Raw genomic sequence first — 15,083 nt, 5'->3', positions numbered from 1 at the left:
AAAAATGCAGGGAGTTTTTTTATGCACTTATATGCAAATAAAAAAGTCCGATTTCTGAAAATACATGAGAAAGGCCGTAACAACCAATGCCAAGTACACCATAATACCATAAATGTTTTGCGCGCTCTTTACGTGCTGTATGTGTAAAGAAACCTTTCCAAATTCCTAGACCAATGCAAATCCATTCAAGAATCATACAAAGTGCCGACAAGCTAAGCATAAACCAGACCATTTTGTTCCTCCTGACTATCATTTTATTATGTTGTAGTCTCAGAGTAGTTGTTCTTGTTAGGTTAAATATATGTCCATCTTTTAGAAACAGTATGGTCTGTCTGAAAATATTTTAGTCCAATGATTTTTTAAAGTTTTGCACATAACCTGCTCGGTTTCTTTTCAAAATAAGAGAAGAGGAGGTTTTTCGTTTGAAGAATCTTAAAATCATTTGGATTTATCGACTAGGGTTATTGTTATTAGTATTTCTATGTTTACTTGTTTTTTTAAAAATCAAACCATTATGGGCGCCTATTATATTTGTATGTAAAGTAGCAATTACACCGTTTTTCATTGCTTGTTTTATAGCTTATTTACTGCATCCTTTAATTGAGAAGTTACATAAACAAGGAATGCCTCGTACCCTTGCGATTTTACTCATTTATATTCTCTTTTTTGGCGGCCTTGGTTACGGGATTTATAAAGGAACACCAGTTGTCATTAGCCAGTTGCAAGAAATGAATAAGCAATTTCCTGAGTTTATGAAAATGTACGATTCATGGATGGATGGTGTCACAGAACAAACGGATAATTTCCCTTCGTTTATTCATGATAAAGTAAAGCAAATTTTTGTTGGAATTGAAATGAAAATACAATCCTTATTAAATAAAGTGATGAGTACGGCCCGCGGTGTGCTTGACTCTTTGCTCATCATTTTTCTTATTCCGTTCATTGTGTTTTACATACTGAAAGATTATGGGGCGTTTTATCATGTTTTTTGGAAATTAATCCCTTATAAATGGCGAGATACGGGACAAATATTAGCCAAAGAAATCGATAAATCATTAGGGAGTTATATTCGCGGACAATTATTTGTTTGTTTAGTTTTAGGTGGTGTGTCCGCTCTTGCATTTTGGTTTATCGGTATGAAATATCCATTGCTTCTTGGGATTGTTGTCGGGGTTACAGATATTATTCCATACTTTGGTCCTATTTTAGGAGCTATTCCAACGTTAATGATTGCAGCAACAGTATCTACAAGTTTATTCATTAAAGCTGGGATTGCACTAGCAATTTTGCAATTTGTTGAAAGTAATATTTTATCTCCGTATATTGTTGGGAAATCGTTGCGCATGCATCCAGTTGTCATTATGCTTGCCTTGCTTGTTGGTGGCGAGGTAGGTGGAATTGTCGGTCTTTTAATATCTGTTCCAATTTTAGCGGTTATTCGAACTGTAGTTGTTCATATCAAGCCTCTTTGGAGACGTTGACAAATAGAAACGAATTCGCTACAATTTTGGCATATAGTAGAAACTTATGTCAGTTTCCATCATAAAATGTATTTTATACTGATTTGAAATTGATGACGGAACGAGTATGTCATAGTCCATTTGTAGAGAGAAACTTCCATTGGCTGAAAGAAGTTTTAAATGAAGGATGACAGAACGCTACTCCTGAGAGCAGCTAATCCCTGCCGTCTTGCCACGTTACGGCACCATGAGGTGATGAAATAAATGCATATTACCGTATGCAATCTAGCTTCAGCGTCTAAAAGCTCTGAAATTTCCCAATCTCACGGAAAGACAAAAAGCGTCTTTCTGTTCGACTGGTTCAATTTCTTCCGCTTTTAAGCGAGACGCTTCCGCTTTTTATTTCATAATTAGGGTGGTATCGCGAGTTAACTCTCGTCCCTTTTATAGGGGCGAGAGTTTTTTGTTTTTATGGAATTTTTTAAAGGAGGAAATGTAGATGAAACAATTAACAGGCGCACAAATTCGTCAAATGTTTTTAGATTTTTTTAAGGAAAAAGGGCATGCGATTGAACCGAGTGCATCATTAGTTCCACATGAAGATCCATCTCTTTTATGGATCAATAGTGGCGTAGCGACATTAAAAAAATACTTTGATGGACGTGTTATTCCACAAAATCCACGTATTACAAATGCACAAAAATCAATTCGTACCAACGATATTGAAAACGTTGGGAAAACAGCTCGTCACCATACATTCTTTGAAATGCTAGGAAACTTTTCAATCGGTGATTATTTTAAAGAAGAGGCAATTACATGGGCTTGGGAATTTTTAACGAGCGACAAATGGATTGGATTCGATAAAGAATTATTATCTGTTACAATTCACCCAGAAGATGAAGAAGCCTTTACAATTTGGCATGAAAAAATAGGTGTTCCGAAAGAACGTATTATTCGTTTAGAAGAAAACTTCTGGGATATTGGTGAAGGACCAAGTGGACCGAATACTGAGATTTTCTATGATCGCGGTGAAGCTTATGGTAATGATCCAAGTGATCCAGAATTATATCCTGGTGGTGAAAATGAGCGATACTTAGAAGTATGGAACCTTGTGTTCTCTCAATTTAACCATAACCCAGACGGTTCTTATACACCACTTCCAAAGAAAAACATCGATACAGGAATGGGCCTAGAGCGTATGACATCTATCGTTCAAAACGTGCCTACAAACTTTGATACAGATTTATTCATGCCGATGATTGGTGCAACAGAATCAATCTCTGGTGAGAAGTATCGTAGTGGCGACGCAGAGAAAGATATGGCATTTAAAGTGATTGCAGACCATATTCGTACTGTAACATTTGCTGTTGGTGATGGGGCTCTTCCTTCTAACGAAGGTCGTGGTTATGTATTACGTCGTTTATTACGTCGCGCTGTTCGTTATGCGAAAAAATTAAACATGAACCGTCCATTTATGTATGAATTAGTACCCGTTGTTGGAGAAGTGATGAAAGACTTTTATCCAGAAGTTCTTGAAAAGAAAGATTTCATTGCAAAAGTTGTGAAAAATGAAGAAGAGCGTTTCCATGAAACACTTCATGACGGTGAAGCGATTTTAGCAGAAGTAATTGCAAAAGCGAAAGAAGAAAAAACAACCGTTATTTCTGGAGTAGATGCATTCCGTCTATATGACACATATGGATTCCCGGTTGAATTAACAGAAGAATATGCTGAAGAAGCTGGTATGACAGTTGATCATGCAGGATTTGAAGCAGAGATGGAAAAACAACGTGAACGTGCACGTGCGGCTCGTCAAGATGTTGATTCTATGCAAGTTCAAGGCGGTGTTCTTGGGGAAATTAAAGTAGCAAGTGAATTCGTTGGTTACGGCACTGTTGCAACAGAAAGCAATGTAGTGGCACTTGTGAAAAATGGTGAGTATACAGACAGCTTACAAGCAGGTGAAGAAGGACAATTAATGCTTGATGTAACGCCATTCTACGCTGAAAGCGGTGGGCAAATTGCAGACAGTGGTTACCTTCTTACAGACGGTGTGAAAGTTCTTGTAAAAGATGTACAAAAAGCACCAAATGGTCAAAACTTACACAAAGTAGTTGTGGAAGAAGGAGTATTAACGAAAGATGCAACTGTGAAAGCTGTGATTGATACGAAAAATCGCAGTAGCATTGTGAAGAACCATACAGCAACTCACCTGTTGCATCAAGCTTTAAAAGATGTACTTGGAACACATGTTAACCAAGCGGGTTCTCTTGTTACAGCAGAACGTTTACGCTTTGATTTCTCTCACTTCGGTCAAGTACAAGCTGATGAATTAGAAAAAATTGAGCGTATTGTAAACGAGAAAATTTGGGAAAGTATTGATGTGGAAATTTCTCAAAAGGCAATTGAAGAAGCAAAAGAAATGGGTGCAATGGCATTATTCGGTGAAAAATATGGAGATGTTGTTCGCGTTGTTCAAGTTGGTGATTACAGCTTAGAACTTTGTGGTGGTTGCCATGTTGATAACACAGCTTCAATCGGTATTTTCAAAATTGTTGCTGAGTCTGGTATCGGTGCAGGAACACGTCGTATCGAAGCAGTAACTGGTAAAGCGGCATACGAATTAATGAACGATCAAGTAAGTTTATTAAAAGAGGCTGCAGGGAAAATGAAAACAAATCCGAAAGATATTTTAACAAGAGTGGATGGTTTATTTGCTGAGGTGAAACAACTTCAAAAAGAAAATGAATCTCTTGCTGCTAAGTTAAGTAATATTGAAGCTGGAAATTTAACAGATGCAGTTGTCTCAGTGGATGGGATTAATGTATTAGCGACGAAAGTAAATGTTGCAGATATGAATAACTTACGTACAATGATGGATGACTTGAAAAATAAGTTAGAATCTGCAGTAATTGTATTAGCAGCTGTAAATGATGATAAAGTAAATATCTTAGCAGGTGTAACGAAAGATCTAGTTGGCCAAGGATATCACGCGGGAAAACTTGTAAAAGAAGTTGCCTCTCGCTGCGGTGGCGGCGGTGGTGGCCGTCCTGATATGGCTCAAGCGGGCGGTAAAAATCCAGCGCAAGTAGACGAAGCTCTAGCTTTTGTACAAGAGTACGTTAAATCTGTTTCAAAATAAAGAGAGAGTAGTGTACAATAGTAGGGAGAGGAAATAGTCTTCTCCCTATATTTACTACTTGATAAGTGAGGTGCTTTAAATGGACGGTTTTGATAAAACAATGAAGTTTAGCATTCAAGATGAAAAACAGAGTGTCCATGTAAATGATGTACTTTTAACTGTGTATGATGCACTTCAAGAAAAAGGCTATAATCCGATTAATCAAATTGTCGGTTATTTATTAAGCGGAGACCCAGCATACATACCTCGTCACAAAGACGCGCGTAATATTATTCGCAAACTAGAACGTGATGAGTTAATTGAAGAACTTGTGAAGTCTTATTTGAAGCAACATCGTGAGGAGTAGTTTATGCGAATATTAGGTTTAGATGTTGGTACAAAAACAGTTGGCGTTGCAATTAGCGACGAAATGGGCTGGACCGCGCAAGGTTTAGAAACGATTAAAATTAACGAAGAACGAGAAATTTTCGGTTTTGATCGAGTTTCTGAATTAGTAAAACAGTATAATGTGGACAAGATAGTAGTAGGGTTGCCAAAGAATATGAATGGAACAATCGGTCCGCGCGGTGAAGCTTGTCAAAGATATGCTGAAAGTTTACGTGAACTTTTGCAACTAGAAGTTATACTTTGGGACGAACGCTTGTCAACAATGGCAGCGGAACGACTTCTCATTTCGGCTGATGTAAGCCGAAAAAAACGAAAGCAAGTCGTTGATAAAATGGCTGCAGTCGTGATTTTACAAGGATATTTAGATAGCAAATAAGAGGTGACCAGAATGGAAGAAAATCAAATTACAATTGTTGACGAAAAAGGAAATGAGCATTTATGTGAAATTATTTTCACGTTTGATGCTGAAAAATTTGGAAACAAATCATATGTTGTGTTCTCACCAATCGGTGAAGTAGACGAAGATGGAGATCCAATTTATGATGCAATGGCATACGAGCAAAACGAAGATGAAGCTGGTGGTACATTGCTTCCAATCGAATCTGAAGAAGAGTGGGAAATGGTCCAAGAAATGTTTAACACTCTTGCTGCAGAAGACGAAGAAGAATAATATAAAAAAGATGGGCTGCATGTGCAGTCCATCTTTTTTATATTCATGTGTTCAATGAAAGATTTTTTGTCGAAACCATGTTGTAATTTATAGTATAATAATACGGATTGTATAAAATAACAACTATGTACAAATGAATGGAGCTTTGCTTTGGTGCTGTAGAGCATTGTATAGAAGATATACATATGGTCTACAATGGAATAAGGAGGAAGGACTTTGATACAAAATCAAATGAAGAAGAAGCGTAGACGCGTCGCTTTCGTAATGATTATTGCACTATTTGTATGTTGTGCGTCAGTCTATGCGTACATTTCATCTGCATTGAAACCGATTGATCGTAGTAAGAAACAGGAAATTGTAGTTGAGATTCCAAAAGGTTCATCTATAAGTCAAATTGGAGAAATCTTAGAGGAAAAGGGTGCCATTAAAAATGGTACGGTATTTAGTATTTATGCAAAGGCAAAATCGAAAAACCTTCAGGCTGGTACATACTTATTACATACTTCAATGAATGTAGATGAAGTGATGGAACAAATGTCATCTGGAAATGTACATCGTCCAGTAGCGTATAAAATAACGATTAAAGAAGGGACACAAGTTGTCGAAATTGCCGATACGATTGCGAAGGAATTAAAATGGAATAAAGATGATGTAGTACGTCAATTAAATGATAAATCATTTGTTCAAAAATTGCAGCAAAAGTATCCGACATTATTAACAAATAAAATTTTTGACAGCAATATAAAATATCCGTTAGAAGGCTATTTATATCCAGCAACATACTCTTTTTATAAAAAAGATACAACATTAGAAGAAATTGTAACAGCAATGCTTGAAAAAACAAACGCACTTATTGTGAAAAATGAAGCTAAAATGAAGGAGAAAAATTTTGATGTTCATCAGCTGTTAACGTTATCTTCTTTAATTGAAGAAGAAGCAACAGGATTTACAGATCGTCAAAAGATTGCTAGTGTTTTTTACAATCGCTTAACAAAAGGAATACCATTACAGACAGATCCGACTGTATTGTATGCGCTTGGAAAGCATAAAGAGCGTGTATTATATAAAGATTTAAAAGTAAATTCGCCATATAATACGTATGTGGTAAAAGGGCTTCCGGTTGGACCGATTGCAAACTCTGGTAAGCAGTCTGTACAAGCAGCGTTAGAGCCTGCACAAACGGATTATTATTATTTCTTAGCAGCACCAAATGGTGAAGTGTATTATGCAAAAACATTAGAAGAACATAATGCACTAAAGCAGAAATACATTACACAAAAATAATGAAATGAGAAGGATAGCGAAAAAAGTCGCATATCCTTCTTTTTTATGTTAAAATATATCGGGTTAAAAAGTGGCAGAAGAATCGTTTTTAATATTAAAACGGGACGTACAAGCTAAGGGTGAAGCAGGCTTGTATTTTTATTGCATTCTATGTGTGAAGAAAGACTGACACGTCATAGAGGCACTTCTCCGTATAAATAAGGAGGACCATTTATGAAGGATGCAGTTAACGAATACTTATTATCATTTATTACTGAAAAAGACGAACTTATTCTTGAAATGGAAGAATATGCGAGTGAACATCATGTGCCGATTATGGATCGCCTTGGTATGGAATTTATGCTTCAATTTTTACGTTTGATTGAACCGAAAAGCATATTAGAGCTAGGAACAGCAATTGGTTATTCTAGTATTCGTATGATGCAAGCAATTCCAAATTCACGCATTGTGACAGTAGAGCGCAATAGTGATCGATATGAAAAAGCACTTGAATATATAGAGCGTTCTCCTGTTAAAGAACGCATTTCCGTTATTTACGGTGATGCATTAGAAACGGGCGAGCAAGTAAAGGAACACGGAACGTTTGATGTTATTTTTATTGACGCTGCAAAAGGACAATATCGTCGCTTTTTTGATTTATATGAGCCGTTATTAAATCCAGGTGGCGTTATTATTTCAGATAATGTGTTATATCACGGACTCGTAACGACAAAAGAGAAGATTGAAAATAGACGTACACGTGGTTTAATTCGCCGTATTAAGACGTATAATGAATGGCTTATGAACCATAAGGGATATGATACGACAATTTTCCCGATTGGTGACGGAGTAGCAGTGAGCAAAAAGAAAGGATGACAAAGGTATGAAAAAACCTGAATTGTTAGTAACACCAAGAGTGATTGCAGATATTGAACCTCTTGCGAAGGCAGGGGCAGATGCGGTTATAATTGGTGAACAAGAGTTTGGCTTACGATTAGCTGGTGAGTTTTCTCGTGAAGATGTGAAGCAAGCTGTAAATATTGCGCATGAGCACGATATGAAAGTTTATGTAGCGATGAATGCTGTGTTTCACAATGAAAAAGTAGAAGCTTTAAAAGACTATGTTTCATTTTTACGAGATGTACAAGTAGATGCGATTGTTTTTGGAGATCCAGCTGTACTTATGACAGCTCGTGAAGTAGCACCGAACATGCCGTTGCATTGGAATACAGAAACGACGGCAACGAACTGGTTTTCATGTAATTATTGGGGACGTAAAGGGGCAAAACGTGCTGTGCTCGCACGTGAGTTAAGTTTAGATGAAATTATTGAATTAAAAGAACATGCAGAGGTAGAAGTAGAAGTACAAATTCACGGTATGACATGTATGTTTCAATCAAAACGCTCACTAGTTGGGAACTACTTTGAATATCAAGGACGTCATTTGGAAATTGAAAAGAAAAAATACGAAGAAAATATGTTTTTATATGATAAAGAACGTAATAATAAATACCCAATTTATGAAGATGCAAATGGTACGCATATTATGAGTCCAAATGATATTTGCTTTATTGATGAATTAGATGAACTAATCGATGCAGAAATAGATTGCTTAAAAATTGATGGTGTATTAAAAAGCTCTGAATATATTGTTGAGGTTACAAAGAAATACCGTAAAGCAATTGATTTATGTGTAGAAGATCGCGATGCGTATTATGACATAAAAGACAATTTATATAAAGAGATAGAAGAGATGCAACCAGTAAATCGTCCGCTTGATACAGGATTCTTCTTTAAAGAAACGGTTTACTAAACGAGGAGGGTGTAGAATATGACAATGCAAGAAATTTCACGAGTAATTGATGGCAAGCGCGTTATTGTGAAGAAACCTGAATTGTTAATCCCAGCAGGAAATTTAGAGAAATTAAAAATAGCTATCCATTACGGTGCAGATGCTGTATATTTAGGTGGGCAAGAATTTGGTCTTCGTTCCAATGCTGGAAACTTCACATTAGAAGAGATGGCAGAAGGCGTTGAATTTGCTAAGAAATATGGTGCAAAGATATATGTAACAACAAATATTTTTGCACATAATGAGAACATGGAAGGGCTAGAAGAATATTTAAGAGGCATTGAAAAAGCTGGTGTAACAGGTATTATCGTTGCAGACCCTCTTATTATTGAAACATGTAAGCGAGTCGCACCTTCTGTTGAAGTACATTTAAGTACGCAACAATCATTATCTAACTGGAAAGCAGCGCAATATTGGAAAGAGGAAGGATTACATCGCCTTGTATTAGCGCGTGAAGTTGGATATGAAGAAATGAAAGAAATAAAAGAACACGTTGATATTGAAATTGAGGCATTTGTCCATGGGGCAATGTGTATTGCGTATTCTGGAAGATGTACATTAAGTAACCATATGACAGCACGCGACTCTAACCGCGGTGGTTGTTGCCAATCTTGTCGCTGGGATTACGACTTAATTCAAACAGTCTCCCAACATAAAGATGCACAAGAATTATCGTTGTTCCAAGAAGGAGATGCTCCTTTCGCGATGAGTCCGAAAGATTTAAATTTAATTCTTTCGATTCCAAAAATGATTGAAATCGGAATTGACAGCTTAAAAGTTGAAGGACGTATGAAATCTATCCATTACATTGCAACTGTAGCAACGGTATATCGTAAAGTAATCGATACGTACTGCGCAGATCCTGATAATTTTGAATTTAAACAAGAATGGTTAGACGAATTGGATAAATGTGCAAATCGTGACACAGCTCCAGCTTTCTTTGAAGGTGTACCAGGATATCAAGAACAAATGTATGGAAATCATAGTAAGAAAACAACGTATGATTTTGCTGGTTTAGTGTTAGATTATAATGAAGAAACAGGCATTGCAACAATCGAACAACGTAATTATTTTAAACCAGGCCATGAAGTGGAGTTCTTTGGACCAGAAATAGAAAACTTTACACAAACGGTGGAGAAAATTTGGGATGAGGATGGAAATGAATTAGATGCAGCAAGACACCCGCTGCAAATCGTGAAAATCAAAGTGGATCGACCAGTGTATGTGAACAATATGATGCGCAAAAGCATATATCAATAAGAAAGAGTGGTAGTTGAATGGGGACGAATAAGCCTGTTGTAATTGGAATTGCTGGTGGTTCAGGATCAGGTAAGACAAGCGTAACAAAAGCAATTTTTGATCATTTTCAAGGTCATTCCATCTTAATTTTGGAGCAAGATTATTATTATAAAGACCAAAGTCATTTACCTATGGAAGAACGTTTAAAAACAAATTACGATCATCCATTAGCTTTTGATAATGATTTACTAATCGAACATTTGCACCAATTACTTGCATATAAAATGATTGAAAAACCTGTATATGATTATACTTTGCATACGCGTTCTGAGGAAGTGATTCCGGTTGAACCGAAAGATGTCATTATTTTAGAAGGGATTCTTGTACTAGAGGATCCGCGCCTTTGTGAATTAATGGACATCAAACTTTTTGTTGATACAGACGCAGATCTTCGTATTTTACGTCGTATGCAACGCGATATTAAAGAGCGTGGACGCACAATGGATTCGGTCATTGAACAATATGTAAATGTTGTACGCCCAATGCATAACCAATTTATTGAGCCTTCTAAGAAATTTGCGGACATCATTATCCCAGAAGGGGGACAAAATCACGTTGCAATTGATATTATGGTTACAAAAATCGCAACAATTCTTGAAGAAAAAGTGAATTTGTAATAGCATAGTAAAAGATATTCGATAGGAAGGGATTTTTTCCTTTCCTATCGAATACAATGATACATGCAACCACATCTGTATATAGATGAGGGCATATTTATATCAACTTTCCATACATATCTTCTTTATATGAGGAAGAATTAGAAAAGACGGGGTTGTATGTGACAACTCCGCTAGTGCATATGTACTAGAAACCTCCGCTATTGGAAATGCGGAGGAGTTTTCATATTTGAACTCCTCTTTTCTCGGGGGATTGGTATATAAAAGGAGTGGAAAAAGAATGGCAACAGAAAAAACATACCCTATGACACAAGAGGGTAAAGAAAAATTAGAAAACGAACTAGAACAATTAAAAACAGTAAGACGTAAAGAAGTTGTAGAACGTATTAAAATTGCACGTAGCTTCGGGGACCTTTCTGAGAACTCTGAGTACGATGCAGCGAAAGATGAACAAGCATTCGTAGAAGGTCGTATCACGCAGTTAGAAAACATGATTCGTAATGCAGTAATCATTGAGGATACTGGCGAAGAATCTACAGTTGTTACATTGGGGAAAACAGTAACATTTAAAGAACTTCCAGACGGAGATGAAGAAGCTTACACAATCGTTGGTAGTGCAGAGGCTGATCCATTTGAAGGAAGAATTTCTAACGATTCTCCAATTGCAAAAAGCCTATTAGGTAAGCAAATTGGTGAGAAAGTAGTCATCCAAACACCAGGCGGAGAAATGCAAGTTGAAATTATCTCTGTAAAATAATAAAAAAAGTTCACTCATAGGAGTGAACTTTTTTTATTTTCACTGAGAAGCTCCTTCTCTAAACGAAGGAAAGGCAGATTATAAGTGAAAATTGCTATATAAACATCTGTAATATTTTAATTTTTGATAAATTCGACATAATGCGACATTAAAGGGGTTTTAATTTTGATAGTATATAATTATATTTTGCGCTATGAAGAGATTTTAAAAGGGATAAGGAAGAAGGAACGTTCATGAAAAAGAAATTATTTACAACAATTACTTGTGGGATCCTGATGACAGGATTAGCTGCATGCGGTTCTACGGAGAAAACAACTACATCAAACGAAGCGAAACCGAAACAAGAAGAGAAAAAGAATGATGCCGAAACTTCAACGTCAAATCGTACAAAGGAAAATTTGGAACTAAAAGAAGATAAAAAGGAGCAAAAATTTGAAGACTTTGCTTTAGAATATCAGTTAGCTATTGTAATGCAAATGTTTCAAGATGTAACGATTAAATATGATTACGCAATTGGCAATCCAGAGTTTTTGCTACGAGATACAATGGATCAAAAGAGAATCGATGATATGAAGGCTATGTTACAAGACCAGGCAAAAAATAATGATAAAGTGCTCAAGGATCAAGTAAATCAAGCATATACATTTTTAAAACAATCTAAAGTTAAGAATAAAGATGATATTCAAAAGCTCATAAATACTGAAAATGCTTATTTACAGATTGTAGACAAAATGATTGCATGCATTGATTCTGTAACAGTTGAAAATGCAAAGGAAAAAAGAAGTGAAATGGACGGTTTACATAAAGAATATTTAAATGCCGCAATACGGGTAACCAATACTTCAATTGAGGTTGCTAAAAATGCAGGGATAGATGAAGAGACATATAAGTCAATTTTGAGGAAGTTTTTAAAGCAACCAGCAAATCAAAGGTAATAGGAAGTTTTGTATAAAAAGAATAATGCCTCGTCTAAACTGAAAAGACGAGGTGTTTTTTTATGAAAATGAAGCGAAGAATTGTTATCATTTTATTATGTTTTACATGTATTATGCTCCTTTTGCTTGGTAGACTGGCGCAAATACAACTTATATCTACTGAATCATTTACAGATAGGCAAATTAATTTAATTGAAAAGAGTGTCACCCAGCGTACACAAGCTTTTACAGTGGATGAAGGGAGGGGGCATTTTGTTGATCGAAATGGAGAAAGAATCGGTGAAAAAAGCTATCCCGCTTTAATAATTTTTCCGTTCTTGCAAATAAAAAATGACATGTTACAAAAAATTGCGCATATCATTGGTGTGTCAGGGCAAGACATACATTTGCAAATGAAAAATAAAAGAAAACCATTCCTATTTCAAAGAGGTGATCAGCCGTTTCAGTTAACGAAAGAACAGATGGAAAAGATAAATCGTGAAAATATGTTAGGGATGGTAGCGACTGAAGTAAGGTTAAAACAAACATCCGAAGCAGAACATTTCATTGGTGTAGTAGGAGAAAATGAGAGGGAGTTTCAAAAACGATATGGAAAGAAACATAAGTTATTTAATCAAACCCCTGTCGGTATTTCAGGGTTACAACAGTCATTTGATGAATTTTTAATGACTGATGGTGAAGCAAAAATATTATATCAAGTGGATAGACGGGGGGAGCCCATTTTTGGAAAGCATGCGAAACTTACCTCTCCTGGAAATCCGTTTTATCCTGTCACGATTCAAACAACGCTTCATAAACGGATGCAACAAAAAGCAGAAGCGCTCCTGGAAATTTATAGGATGAAAAGGGGCGGATTAGTACTATTAGATGTGGAAAATAATGAAATTTTAGCTATGGTAAGTAAGCCGTCTATACAGCAAAATGATAAGAGTACATATGAACAGGCGTTGGAAAACCAAATGGTAACACCTCATTTTCCAGGGTCTATTTTTAAGACGGTGATAGCTGCGGCAGCAATAGATCAAAAATTACTTCAGCCTAACAGAATGTTTAATTGTGATACAGATTTGTATGGTGAAGATATTCCAGAAGTAATGATGGGAAAATTAAACTTTAAAGAGAGTTTTGCTAGAAGTTGTAACCGAACGTTTGCTGAACTCGGGAATGAATTAATGCAGCTTGATAAAAGTGTGATGGAAACATATTTAAAAGCGCTCGGTGGAAGTGGGGACGTTGGCTGGACGGGACCGGTATTTCATGCATTAAAGTTTAAACAGTTGCCAGAAGAAAAAAAAGCTGTTGTTTGGGGGGAGGAAGAAAATAAAAGAAGCTATAAAGCAATTGCACAAACTGCAATTGGACAAAAAGATGTACGAATTTCGCCGTTAGCAGTCGCAAATATGATGGCAACGATTGCTCGGGGCGGAGAGAAACGTGAAGTAAAGGCTGTAAAAGAAATTCGATATAAGAATGGAACGAGTTTTTTTCAATTTAAAGATCACAAGGTAGAAGGAAAGCGCCTTTCTTATACAACGATAACAAAGTTACAACAATTGTTACGGAGTGTAGTAACAATGAAGGAAGGGACGGGTTCAGCTTTTCAAGGCTTACCTGTATCAGTTGCTGGAAAGTCCGGTACAGCACAAACCGGAAAGGGAAATAAAGTAAATCGATGGTTCGCTGGTTATTTTCCTTATGATAACCCTAAATATGCTTTAGTTGTAGTGGATATTGAAACAACTCAAAACCAAAATATAGTAACATCCATTTTCAAAGAGTTTGTAGAAGCGATTTATCAATTAGAGCATGCACAGTAATCTTGCAATTGTATGTAAAATGTTTTCAGTTTGTGAAAAAATGTTTGTAATTGTTCAACCTTTTTAGATTTAATGTTACAATAGCAAGTAGGAAAAACTGCATGGAGGTTTGAAGAATGGCAGGAGGATCTAGATTCCAACAGAAACAACAAAAACGTCGTCAAAACGGTGTTTTAAATATTGCGATTGCGATTGTATTATTAGCAGTCATTGTTGTAGCATATCAAGTCTTCTTTACTGCTGATACAACAGAACAAGCATCTTCTCAAGATAAGAAAGTATCTCAGGAAACAAAGAAAGAGAACAAATCTGAGGATAAAAAAGCGAAAGAAAAAGAAAAAGCAGAGGAAGAAGAAAAGAAAAAAGCTGAAGAAGAGAAGCAAAAGGCAGAAGAGGAAGCTAGGAAAAAAGCTGAGGAAGAAGCAAAGGCAAATGAAAAAGTGGCAGCTGAAAAAACACTTCCAAAGGCGACTGATGCCTATACAAAACCTTCTTGGAAACCAGTAGGCACAACGCAAGGCGCAACGCCGGCAATGACATTTAAAAAAGGAACAGCAGATTGGAATGAAATGAATCAAGCAATTTCTTCTGCAATTGAAATTCCTGTAGAACAATTAATTATTCATCGCATTGGAAATAATGGAAAAGAAAAAGCGTATGGTAATGTTCAAGATAAGCAAACAGGAAAAAGATATTATGTAAATATTGAATGGGTACAGAATGAGGGTTGGAAGCCAACACTTGTTCAAACTCTAAACTAAAAAAGAGAAAGGTTCTTAAAAGAACCTTTCTCTTCAGAGTGTTGAAAAACAACGCTGTCAATACGATTTTTAAAAAAACCTTTAAAAATGTCTCCTTTTCTAGAATAATAAAAAGAAAGGAGG

General features: G+C 36.1%; 15 protein-coding genes. 14 read left to right on the top strand and 1 reads right to left on the bottom strand.

Translation table 11 applies throughout. The features are described from left to right. Nucleotides 1-19: 19 nt before the first annotated feature. Nucleotides 20-232, bottom strand: a complete 213-nt coding sequence (locus tag MR056_RS17430) for a hypothetical protein (RefSeq protein WP_012095564.1) — start codon at nucleotides 230-232, stop codon at nucleotides 20-22. A 190-nt stretch (nucleotides 233-422) separates the two neighbouring features. On the opposite strand from MR056_RS17430, the gene MR056_RS17425 reads away from it, so the two are divergent. The 14 genes from MR056_RS17425 (at nucleotide 423) to MR056_RS17360 (ending at nucleotide 14,960) form a co-directional block, all read left to right on the top strand. Beyond that, entirely contained in the window at nucleotides 423-1,481 is a 1,059-nt protein-coding gene (locus MR056_RS17425) for an AI-2E family transporter (protein WP_048724207.1), read from the top strand. A gap of 478 nt (nucleotides 1,482-1,959) precedes the next feature. Beyond that, nucleotides 1,960-4,602 (top strand): alanine--tRNA ligase, encoded by a 2,643-nt coding sequence (alaS, locus tag MR056_RS17420; protein ID WP_012095562.1) that lies wholly within the window; start codon nucleotides 1,960-1,962, stop codon nucleotides 4,600-4,602. A 79-nt stretch (nucleotides 4,603-4,681) separates the two neighbouring features. Continuing rightward, complete coding sequence (locus MR056_RS17415; RefSeq protein ID WP_012095561.1) at nucleotides 4,682-4,948, top strand: IreB family regulatory phosphoprotein; 267 nt, start codon at nucleotides 4,682-4,684, stop codon at nucleotides 4,946-4,948. 3 nt (nucleotides 4,949-4,951) lie between these two features. Continuing rightward, on the top strand, nucleotides 4,952-5,365 hold the full coding sequence (gene ruvX / locus MR056_RS17410) for a Holliday junction resolvase RuvX (RefSeq protein WP_012095560.1): 414 nt from the start codon (nucleotides 4,952-4,954) through the stop codon (nucleotides 5,363-5,365). Nucleotides 5,366-5,377: 12 nt separating this feature from the next. Further along, the gene (locus MR056_RS17405) at nucleotides 5,378-5,659 is read left to right on the top strand and encodes a DUF1292 domain-containing protein (RefSeq protein WP_012095559.1); all 282 of its coding nucleotides are present in this window, start codon (nucleotides 5,378-5,380) and stop codon (nucleotides 5,657-5,659) included. Between the two features lie 216 nt (nucleotides 5,660-5,875). Continuing rightward, a complete protein-coding gene (mltG, locus tag MR056_RS17400; protein WP_048724210.1) occupies nucleotides 5,876-6,943 on the top strand; it encodes an endolytic transglycosylase MltG in 1,068 nt (355 codons plus the stop codon). Nucleotides 6,944-7,156: 213 nt separating this feature from the next. Continuing rightward, complete coding sequence (locus MR056_RS17395) at nucleotides 7,157-7,798, top strand: O-methyltransferase (protein ID WP_012095557.1); 642 nt, start codon at nucleotides 7,157-7,159, stop codon at nucleotides 7,796-7,798. Between the two features lie 7 nt (nucleotides 7,799-7,805). Beyond that, a complete protein-coding gene (locus MR056_RS17390; protein WP_012095556.1) occupies nucleotides 7,806-8,735 on the top strand; it encodes a peptidase U32 family protein in 930 nt (309 codons plus the stop codon). An 18-nt stretch (nucleotides 8,736-8,753) separates the two neighbouring features. Then, nucleotides 8,754-10,034, top strand: coding sequence for a peptidase U32 family protein (locus MR056_RS17385; RefSeq protein WP_012095555.1), 1,281 nt, complete (start codon nucleotides 8,754-8,756; stop codon nucleotides 10,032-10,034). Between the two features lie 17 nt (nucleotides 10,035-10,051). Then, on the top strand, nucleotides 10,052-10,690 hold the full coding sequence (gene udk, locus MR056_RS17380; protein ID WP_012095554.1) for a uridine kinase: 639 nt from the start codon (nucleotides 10,052-10,054) through the stop codon (nucleotides 10,688-10,690). Nucleotides 10,691-10,970: 280 nt separating this feature from the next. Beyond that, nucleotides 10,971-11,447, top strand: coding sequence for a transcription elongation factor GreA (gene greA, locus MR056_RS17375; protein WP_012095553.1), 477 nt, complete (start codon nucleotides 10,971-10,973; stop codon nucleotides 11,445-11,447). Nucleotides 11,448-11,680: 233 nt separating this feature from the next. Beyond that, on the top strand, nucleotides 11,681-12,382 hold the full coding sequence (locus MR056_RS17370; RefSeq protein WP_041810037.1) for a hypothetical protein: 702 nt from the start codon (nucleotides 11,681-11,683) through the stop codon (nucleotides 12,380-12,382). Between the two features lie 62 nt (nucleotides 12,383-12,444). Continuing rightward, complete coding sequence (locus tag MR056_RS17365) at nucleotides 12,445-14,199, top strand: peptidoglycan D,D-transpeptidase FtsI family protein (protein WP_048724213.1); 1,755 nt, start codon at nucleotides 12,445-12,447, stop codon at nucleotides 14,197-14,199. Nucleotides 14,200-14,315: 116 nt separating this feature from the next. After that, entirely contained in the window at nucleotides 14,316-14,960 is a 645-nt protein-coding gene (locus tag MR056_RS17360) for a YrrS family protein (RefSeq protein WP_048724215.1), read from the top strand. The last annotated feature ends 123 nt before the right edge of the window (nucleotides 14,961-15,083 follow it).

The organism is Bacillus cereus group sp. BfR-BA-01360 (assembly GCF_022663595.1).
GTDB classification, from domain to species: domain Bacteria; phylum Bacillota; class Bacilli; order Bacillales; family Bacillaceae_G; genus Bacillus_A; species Bacillus_A cytotoxicus.
The sequence above is the reverse complement of the archived record's forward strand: the minus strand, read 5'-3'. Positions and strand labels throughout refer to the sequence as shown.